At 52.5% G+C, this 23,770-nt stretch carries 18 protein-coding genes, 1 tRNA gene and 1 riboswitch; of the genes, 9 read left to right on the top strand and 10 right to left on the bottom strand.

Annotation, left to right across the window (positions count from 1 at the left end; translation table 11 throughout):
* Positions 1 to 10 precede the first annotated feature (10 nt).
* Together Q4E93_RS04500 and Q4E93_RS04495 are read left to right on the top strand one after the other, a co-directional pair.
* Entirely contained in the window at positions 11 to 574 is a 564-nt protein-coding gene (locus Q4E93_RS04500; RefSeq protein WP_303582913.1) for an RNA polymerase sigma factor, read from the top strand.
* Positions 555 to 2,234 carry a porin family protein gene (locus tag Q4E93_RS04495; protein WP_303582912.1) on the top strand — a complete coding sequence of 560 codons (1,680 nt, stop codon included), beginning with the start codon at positions 555 to 557 and terminating at the stop codon, positions 2,232 to 2,234. The genes Q4E93_RS04500 and Q4E93_RS04495 overlap by 20 nt, the downstream gene beginning before the upstream one ends.
* Before the next feature lie 26 nt (positions 2,235 to 2,260).
* Here the strand turns inward: Q4E93_RS04495 and Q4E93_RS04490 are convergent, their stop codons facing one another.
* Positions 2,261 to 2,647, bottom strand: a complete 387-nt coding sequence (locus Q4E93_RS04490; RefSeq protein WP_303582910.1) for an SET domain-containing protein — start codon at positions 2,645 to 2,647, stop codon at positions 2,261 to 2,263.
* 194 nt (positions 2,648 to 2,841) lie between these two features.
* On the opposite strand from Q4E93_RS04490, the gene mgtE reads away from it, so the two are divergent.
* The 5 genes from mgtE to Q4E93_RS04465 all read left to right on the top strand — a co-directional run bounded on the left by mgtE (position 2,842) and on the right by Q4E93_RS04465 (position 11,723).
* Entirely contained in the window at positions 2,842 to 4,218 is a 1,377-nt protein-coding gene (gene mgtE, locus Q4E93_RS04485) for a magnesium transporter (protein ID WP_303582908.1), read from the top strand.
* A gap of 18 nt (positions 4,219 to 4,236) precedes the next feature.
* Positions 4,237 to 6,780 (top strand): S9 family peptidase, encoded by a 2,544-nt coding sequence (locus Q4E93_RS04480; RefSeq protein WP_303582906.1) that lies wholly within the window; start codon positions 4,237 to 4,239, stop codon positions 6,778 to 6,780.
* A gap of 96 nt (positions 6,781 to 6,876) precedes the next feature.
* Positions 6,877 to 7,572 (top strand): hypothetical protein, encoded by a 696-nt coding sequence (locus tag Q4E93_RS04475; protein ID WP_303582904.1) that lies wholly within the window; start codon positions 6,877 to 6,879, stop codon positions 7,570 to 7,572.
* A gap of 90 nt (positions 7,573 to 7,662) precedes the next feature.
* Entirely contained in the window at positions 7,663 to 9,498 is a 1,836-nt protein-coding gene (gene glmS / locus Q4E93_RS04470; protein WP_303582902.1) for a glutamine--fructose-6-phosphate transaminase (isomerizing), read from the top strand.
* An 11-nt stretch (positions 9,499 to 9,509) separates the two neighbouring features.
* A complete protein-coding gene (locus tag Q4E93_RS04465) occupies positions 9,510 to 11,723 on the top strand; it encodes a DUF4954 family protein (RefSeq protein ID WP_303582900.1) in 2,214 nt (737 codons plus the stop codon).
* Positions 11,724 to 11,734: 11 nt separating this feature from the next.
* On the opposite strand, the gene der is transcribed toward Q4E93_RS04465, so the two are convergent.
* The 6 genes from der to Q4E93_RS04435 form a co-directional block, all read right to left on the bottom strand.
* A complete protein-coding gene (gene der, locus Q4E93_RS04460; RefSeq protein ID WP_303582898.1) occupies positions 11,735 to 13,042 on the bottom strand; it encodes a ribosome biogenesis GTPase Der in 1,308 nt (435 codons plus the stop codon).
* Positions 13,043 to 13,068: 26 nt separating this feature from the next.
* Positions 13,069 to 13,935, bottom strand: a complete 867-nt coding sequence (gene era, locus Q4E93_RS04455; protein ID WP_303582896.1) for a GTPase Era — start codon at positions 13,933 to 13,935, stop codon at positions 13,069 to 13,071.
* Positions 13,936 to 14,133: 198 nt separating this feature from the next.
* Positions 14,134 to 14,205 (bottom strand) — tRNA-Met (locus Q4E93_RS04450).
* Positions 14,206 to 14,360: 155 nt separating this feature from the next.
* A complete protein-coding gene (locus Q4E93_RS04445; RefSeq protein ID WP_303582895.1) occupies positions 14,361 to 15,083 on the bottom strand; it encodes a head GIN domain-containing protein in 723 nt (240 codons plus the stop codon).
* A 9-nt stretch (positions 15,084 to 15,092) separates the two neighbouring features.
* Positions 15,093 to 15,809, bottom strand: a complete 717-nt coding sequence (locus Q4E93_RS04440; protein ID WP_303582894.1) for a head GIN domain-containing protein — start codon at positions 15,807 to 15,809, stop codon at positions 15,093 to 15,095.
* A 30-nt stretch (positions 15,810 to 15,839) separates the two neighbouring features.
* Complete coding sequence (locus Q4E93_RS04435) at positions 15,840 to 16,550, bottom strand: head GIN domain-containing protein (RefSeq protein WP_303582893.1); 711 nt, start codon at positions 16,548 to 16,550, stop codon at positions 15,840 to 15,842.
* 126 nt (positions 16,551 to 16,676) lie between these two features.
* Positions 16,677 to 16,781, top strand: a riboswitch (TPP riboswitch).
* 56 nt (positions 16,782 to 16,837) lie between these two features.
* On the opposite strand from Q4E93_RS04435, the gene Q4E93_RS04430 reads away from it, so the two are divergent.
* Both Q4E93_RS04430 and Q4E93_RS04425 read left to right on the top strand, forming a co-directional pair.
* Positions 16,838 to 19,300, top strand: a complete 2,463-nt coding sequence (locus Q4E93_RS04430) for a TonB-dependent receptor (protein ID WP_303582892.1) — start codon at positions 16,838 to 16,840, stop codon at positions 19,298 to 19,300.
* 45 nt (positions 19,301 to 19,345) lie between these two features.
* Positions 19,346 to 21,361: a S9 family peptidase gene (locus tag Q4E93_RS04425; protein ID WP_303582891.1), complete on the top strand. Its 2,016-nt coding sequence runs from the start codon at positions 19,346 to 19,348 to the stop codon at positions 21,359 to 21,361.
* A gap of 21 nt (positions 21,362 to 21,382) precedes the next feature.
* On the opposite strand, the gene Q4E93_RS04420 is transcribed toward Q4E93_RS04425, so the two are convergent.
* The 3 genes from Q4E93_RS04420 to Q4E93_RS04410 form a co-directional block, all read right to left on the bottom strand.
* Entirely contained in the window at positions 21,383 to 21,691 is a 309-nt protein-coding gene (locus Q4E93_RS04420; protein ID WP_303582890.1) for a rhodanese-like domain-containing protein, read from the bottom strand.
* Between the two features lie 96 nt (positions 21,692 to 21,787).
* Complete coding sequence (locus tag Q4E93_RS04415; RefSeq protein WP_303582889.1) at positions 21,788 to 22,597, bottom strand: PASTA domain-containing protein; 810 nt, start codon at positions 22,595 to 22,597, stop codon at positions 21,788 to 21,790.
* 43 nt (positions 22,598 to 22,640) lie between these two features.
* On the bottom strand, positions 22,641 to 23,639 hold the full coding sequence (locus Q4E93_RS04410; RefSeq protein ID WP_303582887.1) for a D-alanine--D-alanine ligase: 999 nt from the start codon (positions 23,637 to 23,639) through the stop codon (positions 22,641 to 22,643).
* Between the last annotated feature and the right edge of the window lie 131 nt (positions 23,640 to 23,770).

The raw sequence follows: 23,770 nt of genomic DNA, 5'->3' as shown, positions 1-23,770 counted from the left end.
AATACTCGCTTTGATAGAAGGCTGCAGGGCCAACGACCGGGCTAGCCAGAAAGAGCTATACAGTATGCTCAAGGACTATGCTATGAAAATATGCTATCGCTACCAAAACAACCTTGAACAAGTAGAAGAGATCATGAACGAAGGCTTTATCAAGCTGTTCAGGAACATCGGCCAATTCGAGGAAGCACGACACACCGATGTCACAGCCTCCCTTAAAGGCTGGTTTAAGCGCATCCTTGTCAACACCTGCATCGACCACTATCGGAAGAACGCATCCTACATCAATGGACAAATGCTGTCCGAAGACACAGAGAACATAGCAGACAAACAGGAAACGGGCCTCGACGTATTGTCGTACAAGGAGATCATCGAAGCCATCCGGCTGCTATCCCCAGCCTACCGCACCGTTTTTAACTTATTTGTCATAGAAGGACTGACCCATGAAGAAATTGCCAGCCAGCTGGGTATTTCCGTCGGGTCCTCCAAATCCAATCTCTCCAAAGCAAGGGAGAACCTAAGAAAGATCCTAACAAAAAAAACCGATCATAAAGCATATGTTGAACCTATCCGATAATGAATTGGACCGCCTTAGCCGGGAAGCTGCCAGTCAGCATGACCCTGGAGACCTTACGGGTCCCCAGGCATGGGAAAGACTGGAAGTCCGCCTGGACAAGGAATTGGGCAGGGCCGGCCCGGATATCTCCCGCGGTTTGCGCGGCTTCCGGCGTCTCCCCTTTCAATATGCCCCGGTGATCCTTCTGATCGTGGGGGTCTCCTACTATTTCGTAAAGCAAGCCAAAGGACGGAAGGCCGAAAACTCAGGCAGTCCGCCCCTGACAGTCGTCAAGGCCCCGCAGCAACAGCCCGGGACCCTGGCCTCCGATTCATCCACTCAAAACCCTGATTATAGAGATAAATCTACTTCCACACCTTACCACCAGGATCAAAGTCAGAACATCGATTCCAGCCTTGCTTCGGCGGAACCCGCACCTACGGACGTGTCCGGGGCATCCCGTAACGTCCCGGCCGGCGCCGCCAAAATAGCTAATACCCCGGGCAGCGCATCCAATGGTTCCGTCAGAGCACCCAATACCCCCGTCAGTACACCCGGTGCTTCCGGCGGTGTATCCAATGCATTTGCCCCCTCCTCCGGGTCCACCCGGACACCATCCGGCCATTCCGGGATATCTCCGGGGACTTCCGGCAGAGCCGCTGGAAAATCCGAAAGCGCAGCCAAAGGTCTCTCCAAAGACCCTTCCGCCGGCAGCCTTTCCGTTGCATCTCCTATCACCGCCGGCAACCACCTTGCAGCCACCACCGGCTTCCGTAGCCGCCATCCGCATGACCACCCCGGCGCCAACGGCAGGCAGTCAAACAATATGGACAAATCAAATAAAGACATATCGAAAACTACGACCGACGGAAACACAACGCCCAGCGGCAACACAGCATCCAATAATATATCCGGCCTGTCAGCGCCTGCCGGCCTTTCCCGATCATTTATCCGGCGTCCGCAGTTCCCGCATAGCCGCCCTACCATCAGTGATTCCGCGCTGAGAGCATACACCGCCCAGACGCCCACCAACCCGGGTAAGAAAAACGGCCCCTCTCTCCGGATCAGCCGGCCAATTACCTTCGGCCTGCAGGTGGCGCCCGATTTCGCCTCCGTCAATGCCCTCGCAGGCGATAAGCCCGGTAGCAGCATCGGCGTCACCGTTGACTATCAGGTCCTGGACAGATGGCACCTGGGAACAGGCCTCCTTTTTTCCAGAAAGAACTATACCGCCAGGGCGACAGACTTCAAAGCACCCCCTGACTATTACAGGTCCGTCGGTCTTAAAGATGTAGATTTTATAAAAGGCAAAATGAATATGCTGGAGATCCCTCTCAATCTCCGTTACGATTTCAGCGTAACAGGCAACACCGTCTTCTTCGCCAGCGGCGGCGTTTCTACTTACCTGTTCGGTAGCGAACGTAACAAGTACTATTTTGATTTCTTTGGAAGAGAGGTGTGCAGGGAGTTTCAGTATACCAACAAACAAGGTATCTTATCCTCCGCCAACCTGTCCCTGGGCGTGGAGACAGGCATTAGCAATGACTTCTCCATCATGGTGGCTCCGTATATGAAGCTCCCCCTGAGCGATCTGGGCTTCGGAAGGGTCAGGATGAGCAGCGTGGGTATTAACGTCGGTCTTCGCTATTCTCCGGTCCTCAGCCGGAAAAGAAAGCGTTGATCCGGCAGAGGCAGCCCGCCCGCCGCCTACGGCCGTACGTCAAACCAAACGGGGGTTTCATTGTTCCAATCCCCGTTGTAGTTGATGGACAGCTCCTCCCCGGCTTGTATAAAACGTACCGCCCTGACGGATATCAACGCCGATCCGTAGTCCATTTCATATTCGCAATTACTGCGATATGAATGATTGTAGATGGGTATATAGCCCAAAGCCATGCAGCACCCTTTTGGATCGACGCCCCATTCAAATATATAATCATGCAATAAGGTCTGGTCCAGCAGCATGCGATCTTCCCGGCTCATGACAATGACAGGGGACACCTCAACAATAGTCCCTTTCCCGATGTCCTCAGTGGTAAATACCCCTCTGCCCTTCTCGCCAGTGGGCGCTATAACAAGCGACGGTAATATCATCCGTAAATGACTGTTTTAGGCGCGACAAGTTACCGCTTTTTGTTCATTTGACTTTTTGGGTGTGCCTCCATCTTCGGTCATAATGGCATTACCAATGGTGAAGATGAAGCTAGCCGCCCCCCATCCCTGAACATTTTTCATGGCCAACCAACAGTTGTTTGTCCATTTCGGTTTTTGAACGTAGGTTTGAACCCATGTCCTTAGAGCAAGAAAATGCTACGCCGCAGGAGCAATTCCTGGAAATCATCCAGTCGGAAGACGTATTGCTGATCAGGGAATTTCTAAACAATCAGAATATCAGTGACGTCGCCGAACTGATCTATGAATTCCCCGATTATGAAGTGCAGATCATCGGCAATATGAGCACCCATCGGGCAGCCAGTACCTTCAAGATCCTGGACTTCTCCACCCAGAAAAGGATCATACAGGAATTACCCGCCTTCAAGACGGCCGAGCTGCTGAATGACCTTTCCGCGGATGACCGTACTGCCTTCCTGGAGGAATTGCCCAGCGAGGTAGTGAAGGAGCTCATCAAGACACTGGACCCGGAGGAAAGAAAGATCACCCTCTCCCTGCTGGGCTATCCCGAAAGCAGCGTGGGCAGGCTGATGACCCCCGACTATATAGCCGTGGAAAAAGACTGGACCATAAAAGAGGTCATCGAGCATATCCGTGAGGTAGGAAAGGACAGCGAAACCATCGACGTGATCTATGTAGTGGACGATAAGGGCGTCTTCATCGATGACATTCGTATCCGGGAGATCATCCTGGCCAATCCGGAAAAAAAGATCGAGGACGTAATAGACAATCGGTATATAGCACTCTACGTGGACGACGACCAGGAAAAAGCAAGCGAAGCTTTTAAAATGAACAACCGTGTGGCGCTGCCCGTCCTGGATAACAACAATATATTGCTGGGTATCGTCACTATCGATGACGTACTATGGGTGGCACAGGAAGAATTTACGGAAGATATCCAAAAAATAGGGGGTACCGAAGCGCTGGACGAACCCTACCTGGAGATCCCCCTCCTGAAGCTGTTTAAAAAACGGATTGTTTGGCTGGTAGTTCTTTTCCTCAGCGAAATGCTGACCGCCACAGCCATGGGCTACTTCGAGGATGAAATAGCAAAGGCCACTGTCCTGGCCCTCTTTATTCCCCTGATCATCTCCAGCGGAGGCAACAGCGGCTCCCAGGCTTCTACTCTCATCATCCAGGCCATGGCCCTGGGTGAGATCACCATCGCCGAATGGTGGCGGGTCATACAGAGAGAGGTCATTTCCGGCCTGCTGCTGGGCACCGTCCTGGGCGTCATCGGCTTTACCCGCGTGATGCTGTGGAACCAGATATTCCATACTTATGGCAATAACTCTTTGCTGATAGCCAGTACCATCGGCTTGTCCCTGGTAGGAGTGGTCCTCTGGGGTACGATTGCCGGCAGCATGCTGCCCATCGTCCTGAAAAGGTTTGGAGCTGACCCCGCGACATCTTCCGCTCCCTTCGTTGCTACGCTTGTGGACGTCACCGGTCTTGTCATTTATTTCTCAGTCGCTTTTTTAATTTTATTATAAACATCTATACGCCAAGGTATGCCAACCTCCACCCTCAAAAAGGAAGTGTCCGCCTGCTTCCTCGGCTTCCTGTTATTGTCTTTGTCCAATGCAAGCCACGGCCAGACTCCCAACGAGAAGCTCACCGTCGAAAAGATCATGCAGGACCCGAAATGGATCGGTACCAGTCCTTCCGATCCCTATTGGAGTGGCGACGGGAAATACCTTTTTTTCAAATGGAACCCGGACAGGCAGCTGGATGACTCCCTTTATTACATCACAAAAGAGAACCTTCATCCCCAAAAAGCTTCCTATGCCCTGCAGCAGTCCGCAGTCCCTAAGGAAAGCCTTAGCTATAATGTTGCACGCTCTGCGTGCACCTATGCCAGGGAAGGAGATATCTTTTATACGGAGCTAAAGACCCATCAAGAAAAAAGGATCACCCGCACAGCCGACAAAGAAAGCAGTCCGCTCTTTTCCTTCCATGACAGCCGTGTCGTCTATACGCGCGGTGGCAATCTGTATTCGTGGGACATCGCCTCCGGCGCCACGGAGCAGCTGACCAATTTTCAACACACTCCTGCTCCGCCCGACGAGAAAAAAGACAACCTTTCCCGGCAGGAAAAATGGCTGCAGAACGACCAGCTGCAGCAATTCGACATACTGAAGAGCCGCAAGAGAAAAAAAGATATCGCAGACGCCATCAATAAGGCCCGTGAACCCAAGCCCCTTAAGAATATCTACATCGACGACAAGGAACTGACAAACCTCGTCATCAGCCCCACCGGCAGGTTTATCACCTACCGTCTGACCAAAAGACCCACCGATGCCAAAACGACCATCGTACCCAGTTATGTCACGGAAACAGGTTTTACCCGGGACATCCCCGGCAGAACCAAGGTAGGAGTTGCACCATCTCTATCCACCTTCTACGTATTCGATGCGGAAAAAGACACCGTCCTCACCATCGCGACAGACCAGCTCCCCGGCATCGCCGATCAACCCGATTATGTAAAAGACTATCCCGACACCTCCTCATCTCACGAACTCAGAGCTCGCAGCTCGAAGCTCGCATCTTTCCCTGCTCCTTCACTTGTAGCTGGTAGCTTGCAGCTTGCAGCTTCCCCCGCATCCCGCCCCGTCACCATCAACGGCCCCTGGTGGTCCGAACAGGGTATGCACGCGGTCGTGGACATCCGTTCCCAGGACAACAAGGATCGCTGGCTGATGATCCTGGACGCAGCCACCGGCAAACTTAGCCCGCTCGACAGGCAAAGGGACGAAGCCTGGATCGGCGGCCCCGGCATCGGTCGCCCGAATCTCGGATGGATAGATGAGAACACCTGCTGGTTCCAGAGTGAAGCCACCGGCTACTCCCATATTTATAAGGCTGACGTAAGCACAGGCGCAAAGACCCGCCTGACCGGCGGCCGCTTCGAAATACTGCAGGCAGCCTTATCCCAGGATAAAAAGCGCTTCTATATCTCGACCAATGAGGTCCGGCCCGGTGAGCAACAGTTCTACCAACTGCCTGTCACAGGCGGGAAAGCGCAACGCATCACCACCCTGACGGGCGCCAACCTGGTCACCCTGTCACCCGATGAAAAACAGCTGGCCATCCTGTATTCCTATACCAACAAACCCTGGGAACTCTACCTCCAGGACAATATGCCCGGCAGCCAGCCGCACCAGGTGACGAATCTGGCCATGAGCGACACATTCAGGGCCTATCCCTGGCGCGACCCCGACCTCATCACCTTCCAGGCCAGCGATGGCGCCACCGTCTATGCAAGGATCTACCGCCCACATCCCGACTCCCCTCATCTCGCAGCTTACAGCTCTTCGCCCGGAGCTCGCAGCTCGCAGCTCACAGCTCAAAGCTCACAGCTCCCAGCCCTCCGACCCGCCGTCATTTTCGTCCATGGCGCCGGCTATCTTCAAAATGCCCACAAATGGTGGAGCAGCTATTTCCGGGAGTATATGTTCAACAACCTCCTCGCCGACAACGGCTACACCGTCCTGGACATCGATTACAGGGGCAGCGCCGGTTATGGCAGGGATTGGCGCACAGGAATTTACCGGCATATGGGCGGCAAAGATCTCAGCGACCAGGTGGATGGCGTCAGATACCTGGTAGAGCGTGAAGGCGTCGACCCTAAACGCATCGGCATTTATGGCGGCTCTTATGGCGGCTTTATCACCCTGATGGCTTTGTTTACGGAGCCGGACGTGTTCACAGCCGGCGCCGGACTCCGGTCCGTAACGGACTGGGCCCACTATAATCATGGCTATACCGCTAACATCCTGAACGAACCCTTTTCCGACAGCCTGGCCTACCATCGGAGCTCCCCCCTCTATTTTGCGGACGGGCTGAAGGGCCATCTCCTGATGTGCCACGGCATGGTGGACGAAAATGTGCATTTTCAGGACATTGTACGGCTGACACAGCGACTGATCGAGCTGCATAAGGATAATTGGGAGCTGGCAGTCTACCCTGTGGAAGACCATGGATTCTTAGAACCCAGCAGTTGGACGGATGAATACAAAAGGATCTTTCGCCTGTTCGAGACCTGGCTGAAATAGGCTAATAAATTATTAAAAAATTCAATTTGTTAATGACCAATGGTCTATTAAACCCGTCCGGCCAGGCCTGGTCTAATAGGGACTAAATGCAGTTTTATGAGCCCTAAAAAACTATTCATCCCCCTCTTCATATTCATCCTGGCGGCAATGTCCGCATCCGCCCAGCACCGCGGCGTAGGTTACAGTGGTGGAGGCCATCTTCCACACGGCGGCTATGGCGGCGGCTATCGATCCTATGGAGGAGGCTACGGAGGAGCCCACTACTCTGGCGGCTATCGAGGCTATGGCGGTGGCTATTATGGCAGCGGACGTTACTATGGCGGCTGGGGCGGCTATCGTGGTTGGGGCGGCCTGAGCCTCGGTTTCGGTCTGGGCCTGGGATTCGGCGGCTACTATGGCGGCTTCGGTTACCCCTACGGGTATGGCTACCCCTATTATTCGCCCTATTATGCCTACCCACCCGTATATGCGCAGCCACCCGTCATCGTTCAGCAGCGTAACGATGACTACTATGACGATGATCCCGCGCAGGATCAAAATACGCCCTCGGATCCTTACCGCGAGGACAACAGCAACAACAACCCATCCCGCAGCCGGAACCAGGGGACGCCAGCGCCCCAGGAAAATATCGATGACAGCCGGCCTGTCAATCCCGACTCGCTGACGTATAAGCCCGGCACCAACCTATCGTCTTCTTCCCGCGCTTATTCCACCAAAAATAAGGTCTGGATAAAGGCGCACTGGAAGCACACCGGCGACGGCTGGATCTGGATAGACGGCTACTGGAAATAATCAGGCTGAGCCCCGCACAATAGTGCGGGGCTCATTTTTCTAATAATATTTCCTATGTTTGCCCGTTTATTGATCGTACAAATCAAAACTATGTGCGGAATCGTTGCTTACATAGGCCCGAGGGAAGCCTATCCCATTATACTGAAAGGACTCAAGAGACTGGAATATCGCGGATATGACAGCTCAGGCGTTGCCCTGCTTAATAAAAACCTCCAGGTTTTTAAGAAAAAAGGGAAAGTGGCCGAACTGGAAGACAGCCTGGTGGGCAAAGACGTACACGCACATGCCGGCATCGGTCATACCCGTTGGGCGACCCATGGCGAACCCAGCGACCGTAATGCCCATCCCCACAGCTCTGCCAGCGGCCGGCTGGCAATGATCCACAACGGCATCATCGAGAACTACACCCAACTGAAAGCCGAGCTGACCAGAAAAGGATATACTTTCAAAAGCGACACCGACACGGAAGTGCTGCTCAACTTTATAGAAGATATACAGAAGAACAACAACTGCGGCACGGAAGAGGCCGTTCGCATTGCGCTCAAAAGAGTGGTAGGGGCCTATGTCATCGTATTGCTGGATAGAGATCAGCCCGACACCGTCATCGCCGCCCGGAAAGGCAGTCCTCTGGTCATCGGCATCGGTAAAGGAGAACATTTCCTTGCTTCAGATGCTTCGCCTATCATTGAATACACAAAAGAAGTGGTGTACGTCAACGATTATGAGCTGGCCATCCTCAAGGCGGATGAGCTGATCCTCAAGAACCTGGGCAACGAAAAGCTGACCCCCTATATCCAAAAGCTGGACCTGGAGCTGGCCGCTATTGAAAAGGGGGGCTACGACCACTTCATGATCAAAGAGATCTTCGAACAGCCCGACACCATCTTCGACTGCCTGCGTGGCCGCCTGGACGTGACGAAGGGCACGATCACCATGGCCGGCATTCAGAACAACATAGACAAGCTGACAAAGGCCAACCGCATCATCATGATCGCCTGCGGCACCAGCTGGCACGCAGCCTTACTGGCCGAATATGTCTTTGAAGAGCTATGCCGCATTCCCGTGGAAGTGGAATACGCTTCGGAATTTCGTTACCGCAACCCGGTCATCCACCCGGGAGATGTCATCATCGCCATCTCACAAAGCGGCGAAACGGCCGATACCATCGTCGCCATTGAAAAAGCAAAAGAGAATGGCGCCTTCATTATGGGTGTCGTCAACGTGGTAGGCTCTTCCATCGCCCGTATCTCCCATGCAGGCGCTTATACCCATGCAGGCCCCGAGATAGGCGTAGCCAGCACCAAGGCCTTTACGGCGCAGCTGACCGTACTGACCATGATCGCGCTTAAGATAGCGAAGGAAAAAGGCACCATCGATCAGAGCCGCTATATTCACCTTCTGGAGGAATTGCACGCCATTCCCGAAAAAGTAAAAGAAGTGCTTAAGCTGAGCGACTCCATTAAACGGCTCGCGGACAAATACAAGGATGCAAAAGACGCCCTCTACCTGGGTCGCGGGTACAATTTCCCCATCGCCCTGGAAGGAGCCCTCAAGCTGAAAGAGATATCTTACATTCACGCAGAAGGCTATCCCGCGGCGGAAATGAAGCATGGCCCCATCGCACTGGTGGACGAACATCTGCCCGTAGTCTTCGTTGCGACCCGTGACTCCTATTACGAGAAGATCGTCAGCAATATCCAGGAGATCAAAGCCCGGAAAGGAAAGGTCATCGCAGTCATCAGCAAGGGCGATGACGTCATCAGTAAAATGTCCGACGACACGATGATCGTACCCGAAGCCGACGAGCTGGTGGCCCCCCTGCTCAGCGTTATCCCTTTGCAGCTGCTGGCATACTACATCGGCGTTGCCAAAGGATATGACGTTGACAAGCCCAGGAACCTGGCCAAAAGTGTAACTGTGGAATAATATCCGGAAAAATGAATGAGATCAAAAAGAGCCCTATCGATTCCCTGGGGTATGATTTTATCGATAGCCGTTACCTTCCCGAAGGTAAGGACGAGTATTACCTGCGCTTCCTGCAAAAAGGCAAAGATGCCCGTTACAGGCAGCTGACGGCTTACGAGATAGAAGTGCTGGTACGTAATCGCAATACCTCTTCCAACTGGAATGACATACTGGTATCCGATGCCTTTACCCCCGAGCTGGTGCAGAACTGTAAGTTCTTTGGACTGGTGCGCATCGGCAGGCTGGACCCTTATTACCTGGAATTCCACAACCTGCGCAGGCCTGTCGGCCTCTACAACAGCACTATCATCAGCTGTGACCTGGGCGACAACATCTGTGTCGACAATACCAACTATCTTTCCCATTACATCGTCGGCAACGATGTCATGATCGTCAATACCAATGAGCTGGCCACCACCGACTATGCTAAATTCGGCAATGGCATCCTCAAGGAAGGCGAGTCCGAATCCGTCCGTATCTGGATGGAAGTATGTAATGAAAATGGCGGACGCAGCATTATCCCCTTCAATGGCATGCTGCCCGGCGACGCCTGGCTATGGAGCCGCTTTCGCGACGACCAGCCGCTGCAGGACAGGTTCAAAGAGTTCACCGAAAGGATCTTTGATCACCGGAGGGGGTACTATGGTCAAATCGGGGATCGCACGGTCATCAAGAATTGTAAGATCATCAAGGACGTATGGATCGGCAGCGACGCCTATTTGAAAGGCGCCAACAAAATAAAGAACGTCACCATCAATTCCTCTGCCAAAGCCAAATCCCAGATCGGGGAAGGCTGTGAGCTGGTGAATGGCATCGTAGGTTATGGTTGCCGGATATTCTATGGCGTAAAAGCCGTGCGCTTTGTCATGGCCTCCCATTCCCAGCTGAAATACGGCGCCCGCCTCATCAATTCCTACCTGGGGAATAATGCCACGATCTCCTGCTGCGAAGTGCTGAACTCGCTGATCTTTCCGGCTCACGAGCAGCACCATAACAACTCCTTTTTATGTGCGGCACTGGTGATGGGGCAAAGCAATATGGCAGCCGGCGCCACCATCGGATCCAACCACAACTCCCGGAGCCCCGACGGGGAGATCATCGCAGGGCGCGGCTTCTGGCCTGGACTTTGTGTCAGCCTGAAGCACAATTCCCGCTTTGCCTCATTTTCAATCCTGGCAAAAGGCGACTATCCCGCAGAGCTGGACATTCCGCTGCCTTTTTCTCTCATCAGCAATGACGCCAGCAAGGACGAGCTGGTGGTAATGCCCGCTTATTGGTTCCTTCATAATATGTACGCACTGGCCCGTAATTCCTGGAAATATCCGGACAGGGACCGGCGCATCGATAAGACCCAGCTCCTGGAGTTCGATTTCATGGCGCCTGATACGGTGAATGAGATCGTGGATGCCCTTACGCTCCTGCAGCGCTTCACAGCAAAAGCATACACCCGCCTGGCAGCCAAACCAAAAAAATATACCGACGAGGAGCTGCTGTCCCTGGGCCGTCAGCTGCTGGAGGGGCCCGCCGGCGAAGTAGATCCAATGGAAATATTGGCGGACGGCTTTGAAAATGGCGACAGGAAAGTCCGTATCGTAAAGGTCCATCAGGCCTACCACCTCTTTAAAGAGCTCATCACCTGGTACGCAGCCAGCCAATTGACCGCCTATATCCGCGCCAACAGTATTGGCAGCTATGAAGCCTTGCAGGAAAGCCTTCCCGCCAGCTTTCCCCTCGCCCAATGGGTGAATGCCGGAGGCCAGCTCATCCGTGCGTCCGAATTGCAGAAATTGATCCAGCAGATCAGGAACGGCAAAATAAAGGAATGGCGGCAGGTGCATCAGTTCTACATTGCCCAGGGCGGGAATTACAGCAAGGATAAATTGTATCATGCGCTGGCAGCTCTCAAACAGGTGCATGGCATCAATCTCCGTCGGGCCGGCAAGACAGCCCTGAAAGATGTCCTGCAAAAGAGCGTGGAGACAAAAGAATGGATGACCAGGGGCATTTACAATTCCCGGGCCAAGGACTATACCAACCCTTTCCGTCAAATGGTCTATAGCTCCCTGGAAGAAATGAATGTGGTGGTCGGCTCATTACAGGACAATGGCTTCATCCGCCAGGAAAAGGCGGCGTTGAGAGCATACAAAAAAGAGACAGAAGCCATCGTTCAGAAATTCAGGCTCTAACAGGTGATCTCTTATTTCTTCCGGAAGAACAATCGGAGGGGTACCCCTTTGAAATTGAAATTCTCCCTCAGTTTGTTTTCAAGATAATTCTTATAAGGCTGCTTCACATCATCCGGGAAATTACAGAAGAAGGCAAAGGACGGCACCTTCGTGGGCAGCTGCGTGATGTATTTTATCTTCAGCGGATGTCCCCTGACTACGGGTGCGTGATAGGCTTCCACCGCTTTCAGCATGACATCGTTCAGCTCCGCCGTAGGCACTTTACGCTGCCGGTTTTCATAAACCTCCAGGGCAGCTTCAATAGCCTTGAATATGCGCATTTTCTCGGTGACGGAAATGAATATGACCGGCAGGTCCGTGAAAGGCGCCAGCCGTTCTTTTAATTCCTTTTCATAGTCCTTAGCGGTGTTGGTTTCCTTTTGCACCAGGTCCCACTTATTCACCAGGACGACGATGCCCTTTCCTTTCTTCACAGCCAGGCTAAAAATATTCAGGTCCTGCGCAGTGATGCCCTTGGATGCATCCAGCAGCAGCATACATACATCCGCCTCATCCATGGCTTTGATGGCCCGAATCACGGAATAGAACTCCAGGTCTTCATGCACCTTGGTCTTGCGCCGTATGCCAGCCGTATCGATGAGGACAAAATCTTTTTGGAACAGGTTGTAACGCGTATGAATGGTATCCCGGGTAGTGCCGGCGATATCGCTGACGATGGTCCGTTCCTGCCCGACCAACGCATTCAATAAAGACGATTTGCCCACGTTCGGTTGCCCGATGATGGCAAATTTCGGCAGGTCTGTTGGGTCTGTATCTGCCTCATCCTTGATCAGGGCTACGATCTCATCCAGCAATTCACCCGTGCCGCTGCCCGTCATGGAAGAAAGAAAAAAGATATTGTCGAAGCCCAAACTATAAAATTCCGCCGCTTCCAGCAGGCGGTCGCTATTATCTACTTTGTTCACAGCAAGGTACACAGGCTTGGTGCTCCGGCGAAGCACGTCCGCCATTGCCTCGTCCAGATTAGTGATCCCTGTAGCCGCATCCACCATAAAGATAAGCGCATTGGCTTCTTCCAGGGCTATCAGCACCTGCTTGCGGATCTCCCTTTCGAAGACATCCTCGCTATCGGGCACAAAGCCGCCCGTATCGATGAGATTAAAGTTCTTACCGGCCCAATCCGCCACGCCATATTGCCTGTCGCGCGTTACGCCGCTTACATCGTCCACGATCGCCTTCCGCTGCTCCAGCAGCCGGTTGAAGAATGTGCTTTTTCCAACATTAGGCCGGCCAACTATGGCCACTGTAAATCCACTCATATTTGATCTTTTATTCCGCCCGGGACTTAATACCCATACTCTTTCAGAAAAATATCGCTATCCCTCCATTTCGGTCGCACCTTTACGAACAGCTCCAAAAAAACCTGCCGGTCCAGGAAAGCTTCAATATCCTTCCGCGCTTCCGTACCCACCTTCCGGATCATTTTTCCTCCTTCCCCTAAAATAATCCCTTTCTGAGACTCTCTTTGTACAATAATATCCGCCCGAATCTTGGTGAGCGTAGTTTTTTCCTTGAATTCCTGCACCAGCACAGTGGTCTGGTAAGGTATCTCATCTCCGTAACAGTAAAATATTTTTTCCCGGATCATCTCTCCCACAAAGAATTTCACTGGCAGGTCCGTCAGATCATCTCCCTCGAAAAAAGGCTGTCCCTCCGGCAATCGTTGCAGAATAGCTTCCATCAGTGAAGCAAGATGCTGCTTTTTCAGGGCCGACACTGTCACCACCTGCTTGCAATAGCTCTTAGGCGAAAAGAATGCCACACCTTCCTGCATTTTTGCCGCAGTGACCTCATCCGCCTTATTCAGCACGACAATGGCCGGCGAGCCCAGCTTGAGGGACTCGAAAAGCAGGTGGTTCTCCTCCCAGTCATCTTTAACATCCACCAGGAGAAGGGCAAGATCCGCATCCTCCAGGGAGCTCTTCACCACCTGCATCATTTTCTCGTGCAGCTTATACCGGGGTTCGATGATACCCGGAGTGTCGGAAAATATGATCTGGAAGTCCTTTTCCGTCAGGATACCCTTGATCCGGTGGCGGGTGGTCTGCACCTTCGGTGAGACAATAGCCAGCTTTTCCCCCATCAATGCGTTGAGAAGGGTGCTTTTTCCGGCATTCGGCTTACCAAATATGCTTACAAATCCGACTTTCATTTCCTTACAAATATATTTGTTTGGGCTGGTTCCTTTGACAGCAAGTGCCTTACGGGGCGAGTTCCTTTCGCGGCTGATGGCGGCGCGATAGCCAGATGGCTGCTTCGTACCGGTGCCAAAGGCACCTGGCGGGGCCAACGATGGGGGCCTCGGCCAAACCCTCTACAAACAAAAAAGACCTCTGCCGAGGTCCCTGTGTTGCGAAGGGTGGGATCGAACCACCGACCTTCGGGTTATGAGCCCGACGAGCTACCGCTGCTCTACTTCGCGATATATCTTTAATACTTTTAATCTACTTTACAATCGCCCGCTCACTCAATACGCTACTTCGCGATGTGGGCAGCAAAAGTACTACCATTTACTTTCCCTACCAAATAAATATCCTCTTATTGTGCAAATTCATTGAAGCTCAAACCATAGCGATCTCAGCTCTTCTTCGACACACTGCTGGCTCCGCTGGAATGCATTTCCCTGATCACCGCCGGCCCCTTATAGTAAATGCCGCTGGCGCCGGAAGCATGTACATTCAATTCCTTATTGACCGTGATGCGGATATCGGAAGCTCCTGAAGCATGCGCATTGCAGGTCTCCGTCACCAGGTCAAACCCTTTCAGATCGCTGGCGCCGCTGGAGCTTACATTGGTAGCGCCCATTACCGTACCAGTGATATGCGCATCCGAGGCGCCGCTGAGATCGAGCTTTAGCGCCCCTACATTAATGGCCCCCTTGAAATCACTGGCGCCCGACAGGTCAATATTCAGGCTGCTGGCTGCGATCACCCCATCCACATACATATTGCTGGCGCCAGATGCGCTCAGCTTATCCAGCGAAGTAAAGCCAATATAGACCCTCATTTTCTTTCCCCCGATGCTCCACGTAAAACCTTTCCGATCCAGCCAGATCTTCAATATCCCATCCTTGACCTCCGTCCGTATACGGTCCCGCCACCTGATCTCATCGGCACTGGCAGCCACCGTCTCCTGGCTCCCCTGGCTGAGGTAGACATCGATACCGTCGGAAACACTCACCCCATGAAATTCATTCACAGGTCGCAATTCCACATTGGGATCATTGATCACCGTCGGCTGCTGGGCCATCGCCGGGACCAAACCCAGCCCCAACATGGCTATGATAATTAAACGCTTCATATCAGATATTTAAGCCCTCTTCACGGATCCGCCGCTGCTGGTATGCACCTCCCTGATCAGGCCCGCACCCTGGTAACGGATCCTTCCTCCGCTATGCGCGGATACTTCCATTTCCTTTTCCACGGATATATCGATGCTGCCGCCGCTGTTGGCATTGACATCACATTCTCCTGCCACCAGGTCGAACCCATGCAGATGACTGCCGCTGGTAGCAGAAACTTTCAGGTGAGCGGCGGTCCCGGCAATAGAGCTCTGGGCGCCGCTGTTCTGCTCGATCTTCAGGTTAGTAGCTTCTACTTTCCCCTGGAACTTCGCCCCGCTGGTGAATGACATTGTAAATGTACCTGATTTCAGGGTGCCATCCACTTCCACCTTGGCGCCTGAGTTTGCCTCCAATCCATCCAAAGCAGTGCAGGATACATATACCTGCAGCTCCTTTCCATGAAGGTCTAGCCATTTCCACTTTTGCGTATCATAATAGATATGCAATACCCCATTCTTTACCTCCGTCACGATCCGGTCCCGGTATTCTTCATTGGCTGCGCTCACCGCAACAGCTTTCTCGGTACCCTGCGTCAGGAAAAGACGAATACCCGTAGATACATGGATGGCATGAAAATCACCCACCTTCCGCAATGTTGCATTCGGGTCCTTGATGATGGTTTTCTGTGCAATGGCTGACGACATGGTAAAGTACGCCGCCAGCAAAAGGAGCATCTTTTGCATGATAGATTGGTTTTAAAGCATGATGGTTAATTACCCTTTGTGACTGATGCTGCTGCTGCCGCTGGATTGCTTTGCCCGGATAACAGCTGCGCCCTTATAATTTACATCGCTCCCGCCGCTGGCCTGGACACTCAATCCCTTATTGGCCGTGAGCTGCACGTCGCTGCCGCCGCTGGCCTGGATATCTCCTTCTTCCGCAAGCAGGTCATACCCGTGAAAATCGCTGCCGCCACTGGCGATCAACGACAACTGAGCTGCGCTTCCGCTGATATAGCTGTCTGATCCGCCGCTTTGCGTAATAGCCAGGTGCCCTACAATGAACTTCCCTCTCAGATCACTCCCGCCCGAGATCGTCATGTTCAGCTTATCACCCTTGACGGCATCCCTGATAAAAATGTCGCTGCCGCCTGAAGCCTCCAGCGCGTCCAGCACTTTACAGGATACATATGCCTTTAATTTCCGGTCGCCACGGACACCCCAATTGTGGTCGTCCATATATATCTTCAGCACCCCATTCACCACTTCCGTCACGATCTTGTCCCTGTCCGATGTGCTCGCAGCACTGACAGCCACCGCCTCATCACCCTGGCTGAAATAAAGGTCGATCCCGGCCGAGATGCGAATGGCATGAAATCCCATAACATTCCTTTTTTCCGCATTCTTATCGCTGATGACATCGTTCTGTGAAAAAGCAAGCAGGCTCATCATCGTAAGAGCTGCCAGTAGTAGCGTATTCTTCATAATTAGCAATTTTTTTTAAAGACGGCCCCCTGTAATAAATGTTGCATTCTCTTCCCTGGGACGACCGGGGCCTTCTAAAAGTTACAAACCCATCCTCGAAATTTACCAGTATCTTTGTATCCGTTTTCAGATTCCTCGGGGTGCTGTTCCGCTGGTGGCGGAGTGGCTGAGAAGATACCCGTAGAACCTGGTCAGGGTAATGCCTGCGCAGGGAAGGTAACCATACAACTCACTTTTCTCCTTCGTGCATTCCCCTCTTTTAAGAACTTATTATCAATATGTTACGAATGAGAAAAATCTATTCAACGCTTTTCATCCTGTTTTGTGCCTCCTTCCTGGTCAGCCACGCCCAGAACGCTACCACTCCCTTCCATGTCACCGGGCAGGTGGTCGATACCCTCAGTGGCGCTCCCCTGGCCGGAGCCAGCATTGAACTGGGGACATTTTCCAATGCAATCACAACGGGAGAAGGCCAATTTGACTTCCGCCTCACCCGTCCGGGAACCTATACCCTGAAAGTGACCAACGTGGGCTACCTCCCCTATGAGACAGCACTCACTGTTCCAGGCGGCGCTCCACTCAAAATATTCCTCTCCAGGATCAATCTCTTCATGCAGCCCGTGGAGGTCCGTGCGCTCCGGGCGGGGGAAAGGGCCCCCTTTACGAAGACCAACGTCACCCAAAAGCAGATAGAGGCCACTAACCTGGGACAGGACCTACCCTTCCTGCTCAATCAAACCCCTTCCGTCACCGTCAACTCGGACGCAGGCAACGGCGTAGGCTACACCGGCATCCGCATCCGTGGGACCGACGCCACCCGCATTAACATGACCCTCAACGGCATCCCCTATAATGATGCTGAATCGCAGGCCATCTTTTTTGTCGACCTGCCCGACTTCGCATCCTCCGTCAACAGCATCCAGATCCAAAGAGGCGTTGGCACCTCTTCCAACGGGGCCGGCGCCTTTGGCGCTACCATCAACTTTTCCACGAACGAGTTCAATGAAAAGCCTTATGCCGAATCCAACAACAGCTATGGATCATTCAATACCTGGAAAAACACCGTGAAAGCCGGCTCCGGGCTCATCGACGGACATTTCACCCTCGATGCACGTCTTTCCAGGCTCAGCAGCAGTGGCTATATAGACAGGGCCACCAGCGATCTACATTCATTTTATCTTTCCGCCGCCTGGCTGGACCATAACTCCTCGCTCCGGCTGAACATCATCTCCGGCAAGGAAAAGACTTATCAGGCCTGGAATGGAATCCCTGAATCAAAACTTTTCGGGGACAAAGCAGCATTGGACCAGCATTATAACAACAACCTGGGATACCTGTATTACACACAGGCCGATTCCCTCAACCTTTACAACTCCAACAGGCGCACCTACAATTATTTCACCTACAACAACCAGACGGATAACTACCAGCAGGATCATTACCAGCTCTTCTTTAACCACCAGCTCGATGAAAAGCTCTCGTTCAATGTGGCCGGCTTTCTCACCAGGGGCCGGGGCTACTATGAAGAGTATCAGCAGCAGGCTTCCTACGGCGATTATGGCCTGACCGATCCCGTTATAGGCCTGGATACCATTCACAACACCGACCTGGTACGGCAGCAATGGCTGGACAATTATTTCTACGGTGGTATTTTCTCCGTCCAATATAAGGACGGGCCCCGGCAGCTGGCGCTGGGAGGCGGATGGGATAAATATGACGGCAAACATTATGGCAATGTCATCTGGGCGCAAAACGGGGGCATCGGCAAGGATTTTCAATACTACAACCTTCCCGCGCACAAAACAGATTTTAATATCTATGGCAAATGGCAGCAACAATTGACAGAACATCTCTCCTTCTTCGCCGACATGCAATACCGTCGTGTAAGCTATGACCTGGAAGGTTTCAAGAACAATCCTACCCTATTCATCAACAAGCATTACGACTTTTTCAACCCTAAAGCCGGCCTCACCTGGGCAGGTCATGAATGGCAGACCTATCTTTCCTGGTCCCGCGCAAGCCATGAACCAAACAGGGATGATTTCGAAGCCGGCCAGGGCCAGCAGCCACGTCCCGAAACGCTCAATGACTTCGAGCTGGGATATGAGAAAAAATCCAGCCGCTATTCCTATGGGGCTACCGCCTATTACATGGTTTACAAAGATCAACTGGTCCTCACGGGACAGATCAACGACGTGGGCGCTTACACCCGCACCAACATCGGGGATAGCTATCGCCTGGGCCTGGAATTACAAGGCAGTGCCCGTATAAGCAATTTTATGGCGGCGACAGCCAACCTGACCCTCAGCCGTAATAAGATCAACAACTACACGGAATATGTGGACGACTATGACAATGGAGGTCAAAAGAGCTATTTCTACAAACATCCGGATATCGCTTTTTCTCCTGCCATCATAGGCGCCGCTTCGCTGGAATTTTTCCCTTTTCCCCGTTACAGCATCAGCCTGCCCGCCAAATACGTCAGCAGGCAATATCTGGACAATTCGCAGAAAGAAGGCAGGAGCCTACGCAGCTACTATGTGCAGGACCTGCGCATGATGTATACGCTGAAGCCCCGTCCTTTCAAAGCCATAGAACTTATCTTCCAGCTAAACAATGTATTCAATAAGCAGTATGAGCCCAATGGCTATACCTACAGCTCCTATTTCGGCGGCAGCGTCACTACGGAAAACTTCTATTTCCCCATGGCGGGGACGAATTTTATGTTTGCAGTGAATATTAAATTGTAAATTGTCTGGACATCATCCGATAATATTTTTAGACAATCACTGCATATGAGGATCCTCTTCACCGTAGTCTTCGGCCTGGCCGCGATGGGCCATAGCCTGCCTGCATATTCCGGACCAGCTGGCGACACCGTCGTCCCCTCGCCGTCCAAACGACCTTTAAGACCGGCAGACCTTTATCGTCTTCCGGCTGTCAGCGATCAGCAATTATCACCCGACGGCAAATGGGTAGCCTACACATTGACAACGATCGACTCCATCAAAGACAAACGCACTTCAGCAATATGGATGATAAGCACGGACGGCAGCCAGGACCTCCGGATGACCAATAGCCCCGAGGGGGAATCCAGGCCACGCTGGAGCCCTGATGGCAAATACCTTTCTTTCCTTTCTTCCCGCCATGAGTCGAAAGGCAGCCAGGTATGGCTGATGGATCGCCGGGGTGGAGAAGGCCGGCGCCTGACAGAGATCAAAGGCGGCGTGAACGACTACGCCTGGAGCCCCGATGGACAGCAGCTCCTCCTTACCCTCACCGACCAGGAGCCGGAAGACACGGGTAAAGTAAAGACCACCAAACCTTATGTAATAGATCGCTATAAATACAAAGAGGATGTGGAAGGCTACCAGTTCAAAAAGCTCTATACCCACCTCTATCTTTTCACCATCGACACAAAAAAAACAGACACCCTCACCCGGGGCGTCCATGATGAAGGCGCAGCCGTCTGGAGCCCTGACGGCGCCACCATTGCCTTCGTCAGCAATCGCACGGAAGACCCTGATAAGAACGAGAACACGGACCTTTACACCATTGCCGCCCGGCCGGGCAGCATACCCCGCCAGCTCACCAACTGGAAAGGCGCCGATAATTCCCCCCGATGGAGCCCTGACGGACAATATATCGCTTACACCCGCTCCACGTCGGATGCGGATTATATCATGTATGACCAACCCGTCCTGGCCCTTATCTCCAAAGATGGCGGCGAACCCAAATTACTTACCAGGAACCTGGATCGCCCCGTAAGGAACCCCCGGTGGTCAAAGGACGGCAAAAATATCATCGCCCAGGTGACCGACGACCGCCAGCAATATCTTGCCGCTTTTTCTCCCGTCGATGGAAAAATGACAAAGCTGGCAGATGGTCCCCGCAGCTACGGCCCCGCGGACGCCATCTCCGATGACAGCTGGCTTACCACCCTGAGCGAGCCGCAATTACCTGCCGAGCTCTTTGTGGTGGAAAATGGGAAACCCCGTCGCCTCACCCATCATATGGATGAATTCCTGACGCCCCTTTCCCTGGCGACCGTGGAAGGATTCAATTCCAGGAGCAACGACGGGACGCAGGTATCCGGCCTCCTTTTCCGTCCGGCAACAGCCACTCCGGGACAAAAGCTTCCCCTGATCCTATTCATCCATGGCGGCCCGGTGAGCCAGGACGACTATGGCTTTGACCTCACCCGGCAGGTGTTGGCCGCGGGCGGCTATGCCGTCGCAGCCGTCAATTACAGAGGCAGCAATGGCCGTGGCCTGGACTTTTGCAAGATCATCTCCGCGGATTGGGGAAACAAAGAAGTGATAGACTTGCATGGTGCGGTGGACTACCTGGTAAAACAGGGAATCGCCGATCCCGACAAGCTGGGAGTAGGCGGATGGAGCTACGGCGGTATCCTCACCGATTATCTCATCGCAGCCGACACCCGGTTTAAAGCCGCCACCAGTGGCGCAGGCACAGGTTTTACCCTTTCCCTCTATGGAGTGGATCGATACGTCAACCAATATAATAATGAGATCGGGGCGCCCTGGAAAAGCATCGACAAGTACCTGAAGATATCCTATCCTTTATTGAAGGCCGATAGGATCAGGACGCCAACGCTGTTTCTCAGTGGTGAAAAGGATTTTAACGTGCCCTCGGCAGGAAGCGAACAGATGTACCAGGCCTTGCGTACACTCGGCGTCACGACAGAACTTATCATCTACCCGGGACAGTTTCATGGCATCACCTTGCCCTCCTATCAGAAGGACAGGCTGGAAAGATACCTGGCATGGTATGGGAAATATCTGAAGTAGTCACCCCGTACGACAGTCCGCCTATTTGAGGATCCGGTCCTGCCAGGCCAGCATGCCGCCTGTGAGATTCTTCACATTGGAGAAGCCGGCTGTTTCAAGTATGAGGCTGGCCTGCCCGCTGCGGTTACCGCTGCGACAGTAAACGATCACTTCTTCGTCCTTCCAGTCGTCGATATCATCCGTCTGCATGGTCTGGATCTTGCCCAGGGGCAACAATACCCCACCGATGTTGAATTCTGCTCTTTCCGACGGCTCGCGGACATCCAGCAAATGGAGGGTTTCTCCGGCATCTAATCTGGCTTTTAATTCCTCTACAGTGATAGCTTGCATACCTGCATCTGTTTTAAGACCGCGAATATATTGAATAATGTAATAGCATTGCTCATTCCTGCTTGCAGCATGTAGCTTGTAGCTTACGGCCCAGGCTCAATAATTCCCCGTCGCCGTAGAATCAACCTTCCTCACTGGTCTTTGAGTGCCCAGCCAGATATTGATCACCTGTCCGGGGTAGATCCGGTTTGCACGGCCGCCCTCGCCAATCTGCTGAGGTTCCTGCTTATAAATAAAGGCCTCCGCGGAATCCCGAACATCATTGTCCGGGACGACAGCTCCGAAAGTAAGGCTCATGGAATCCAACCGGTTTTTTGCTTGCTGGTATGTCAGACCGAACAGGTCAGGGACAACAAAACCAATGCCTCCGATGCCACTGCCCAATACCAGGGTGATAGAGCTTCCCTGGTGGATCTGCTGACCCGGCTTGATGGGTTCACCCTGATATATTTGTTCAAGGACAGAATTCTTTGCAAAGCTTGGCTTGAAGACTGTGTCCTCCAATCGCAGGCCGTATTGACGCAGGATCATATCCGCATTGCGAAAGCTCATGCTCACCAGGTTCGGCATCTGGATAAAGGGAGCCTCGCTCCGATTGATCGTTAGATACACAGTACGGTTCACCTTCACCAGGTTATCGGCTTCCGGAAATTGTCTCACCACCCGCAGCGGCGGCATCGTGTCAGAATAGACGGAATCCTGGACCTGCACGCTAAACCCTGATGATTCGAGGCTTTTCTTCGCATCCGCAAAGGACAGTCCCGTGACAGAAGGGATCTTCATCGTTTTGCCATGCTGGGTCAGCAAGGCGAGCGATCCGAGGAACAACAACAACAATAATAATAATAGGACGATACCCGCTACTATATTTACCCAAAGAGGCCTGGAGGTGAGAAATTTGAACACGCCTTATAGTTTATTTAAAGTAATACATTTTTGCCTGGCGCCGCTATTCCTGTTTACTCGCCAGCGCCTCTTCGATAAGAGAGGAATAAAATTCCTTCAACGTCCACCCGAAAACCTTCAATTGCTGAGGGACGATGCTCGCCTCGCTTTGCCCGGGCACCGTATTGACCTCCAGCATAAATGGCTCACCCTTCGCCTCATTATAAATGAAATCTATCCGGATGACCCCGCGGCAGTTAAATATCTGGTAGATCTTCTTAGCCGCAGCCCGGACCTTTTCCGCAACGGCCTCCTCCACCTGGGCCGGCGTCGTCTCCTCGTTCAGCCCCGCAGTATATTTGGCCTCAAAGTCAAAAAACTCCTTCTTGCTCTTCACTTCGGTGATCGGCAGGATGATGATCTCCCCCTTGCTGCGGAACACCCCCACCGTGAATTCGCGACCGGTGATAAATTCTTCTATCAATACCTGGCTGTCCTCCTTAAAGGCCTTTTCAATGGCCGCCCCCAACTCCTCGGAAGCAGAATTGACCTTGGACATACCGATGCTGGATCCTCCATTGGCCGGCTTGACAAATACAGGGAACTGCAAATGCCGTGCTATCTCTTCAGGATTGTCAAACCGCCCCTTTACCAGATGCACAGACCTTGCCACGTTGATCCCGCTGAAAGCAGCCACCCCCACTGTAAATCGTTTGTTAAAAGTAATGGCCGAAGTAGCCGCATCACAGCTGGTATAAGGAAGGTTCAGCAGATCGAAATACCCTTGCAGCTTCCCATCCTCCCCAGGAGTCCCATGAATACCGATCAGCACCGCATCAAAGTGTATTTTCTTACCATCCAGGAGCAGGGAAAAATCATTTTTGTCCACGGATAGCCTGGAACCATCTTTTTTCACATAAAACCAGCCCTCTTTTGTGACGTCTATTTTGTAGACAGTATATCGATCTTTGTCAATATTATTCTCAATGGTGATAGCGCTTTTATAGGATATGACAGACTCCCCGGAATATCCGCCGGTGACAAAAGCTATTGTAGGCTTCATGAATGGAGATAAATTTTCAGCAAATAAACGAAAAAACGATGGGGTTTAGTGCTCAGCCAGCTCAGCAGTCCGGCGAGCGCGCAAAAAAATAGGGTGAAAGTTAATCCCTCTCACCCCTTGATGACGGGAAA

Origin of the sequence: Flavitalea plasmicola (assembly GCF_030546645.1) — a bacterium.
Lineage (GTDB): Bacteria > Bacteroidota > Bacteroidia > Chitinophagales > Chitinophagaceae > Puia.
Note: the sequence above shows the minus strand (reverse complement) of the source record. Positions and strands in the feature narration are given on the sequence as shown.

Excerpts from the sequence above, each read along its gene's own strand:
- Q4E93_RS04495 (WP_303582912.1), top strand. The coding sequence starts at position 555 with ATGTTGAACCTATCCGATAATGAATTGGACCGCCTTAGCCGGGAAGCT.
- Q4E93_RS04490 (WP_303582910.1), bottom strand. The coding sequence starts at position 2,647 with ATGATATTACCGTCGCTTGTTATAGCGCCCACTGGCGAGAAGGGCAGA.
- mgtE (WP_303582908.1), top strand. The coding sequence starts at position 2,842 with ATGTCCTTAGAGCAAGAAAATGCTACGCCGCAGGAGCAATTCCTGGAA.
- Q4E93_RS04480 (WP_303582906.1), top strand. The coding sequence starts at position 4,237 with ATGCCAACCTCCACCCTCAAAAAGGAAGTGTCCGCCTGCTTCCTCGGC.
- Q4E93_RS04475 (WP_303582904.1), top strand. The coding sequence starts at position 6,877 with ATGAGCCCTAAAAAACTATTCATCCCCCTCTTCATATTCATCCTGGCG.
- glmS (WP_303582902.1), top strand. The coding sequence starts at position 7,663 with ATGTGCGGAATCGTTGCTTACATAGGCCCGAGGGAAGCCTATCCCATT.
- Q4E93_RS04465 (WP_303582900.1), top strand. The coding sequence starts at position 9,510 with ATGAATGAGATCAAAAAGAGCCCTATCGATTCCCTGGGGTATGATTTT.
- der (WP_303582898.1), bottom strand. The coding sequence starts at position 13,042 with ATGAGTGGATTTACAGTGGCCATAGTTGGCCGGCCTAATGTTGGAAAA.
- era (WP_303582896.1), bottom strand. The coding sequence starts at position 13,935 with ATGAAAGTCGGATTTGTAAGCATATTTGGTAAGCCGAATGCCGGAAAA.
- Q4E93_RS04445 (WP_303582895.1), bottom strand. The coding sequence starts at position 15,083 with ATGAAGCGTTTAATTATCATAGCCATGTTGGGGCTGGGTTTGGTCCCG.
- Q4E93_RS04440 (WP_303582894.1), bottom strand. The coding sequence starts at position 15,809 with ATGCAAAAGATGCTCCTTTTGCTGGCGGCGTACTTTACCATGTCGTCA.
- Q4E93_RS04435 (WP_303582893.1), bottom strand. The coding sequence starts at position 16,550 with ATGAAGAATACGCTACTACTGGCAGCTCTTACGATGATGAGCCTGCTT.
- Q4E93_RS04430 (WP_303582892.1), top strand. The coding sequence starts at position 16,838 with ATGAGAAAAATCTATTCAACGCTTTTCATCCTGTTTTGTGCCTCCTTC.
- Q4E93_RS04425 (WP_303582891.1), top strand. The coding sequence starts at position 19,346 with ATGAGGATCCTCTTCACCGTAGTCTTCGGCCTGGCCGCGATGGGCCAT.
- Q4E93_RS04420 (WP_303582890.1), bottom strand. The coding sequence starts at position 21,691 with ATGCAAGCTATCACTGTAGAGGAATTAAAAGCCAGATTAGATGCCGGA.
- Q4E93_RS04410 (WP_303582887.1), bottom strand. The coding sequence starts at position 23,639 with ATGAAGCCTACAATAGCTTTTGTCACCGGCGGATATTCCGGGGAGTCT.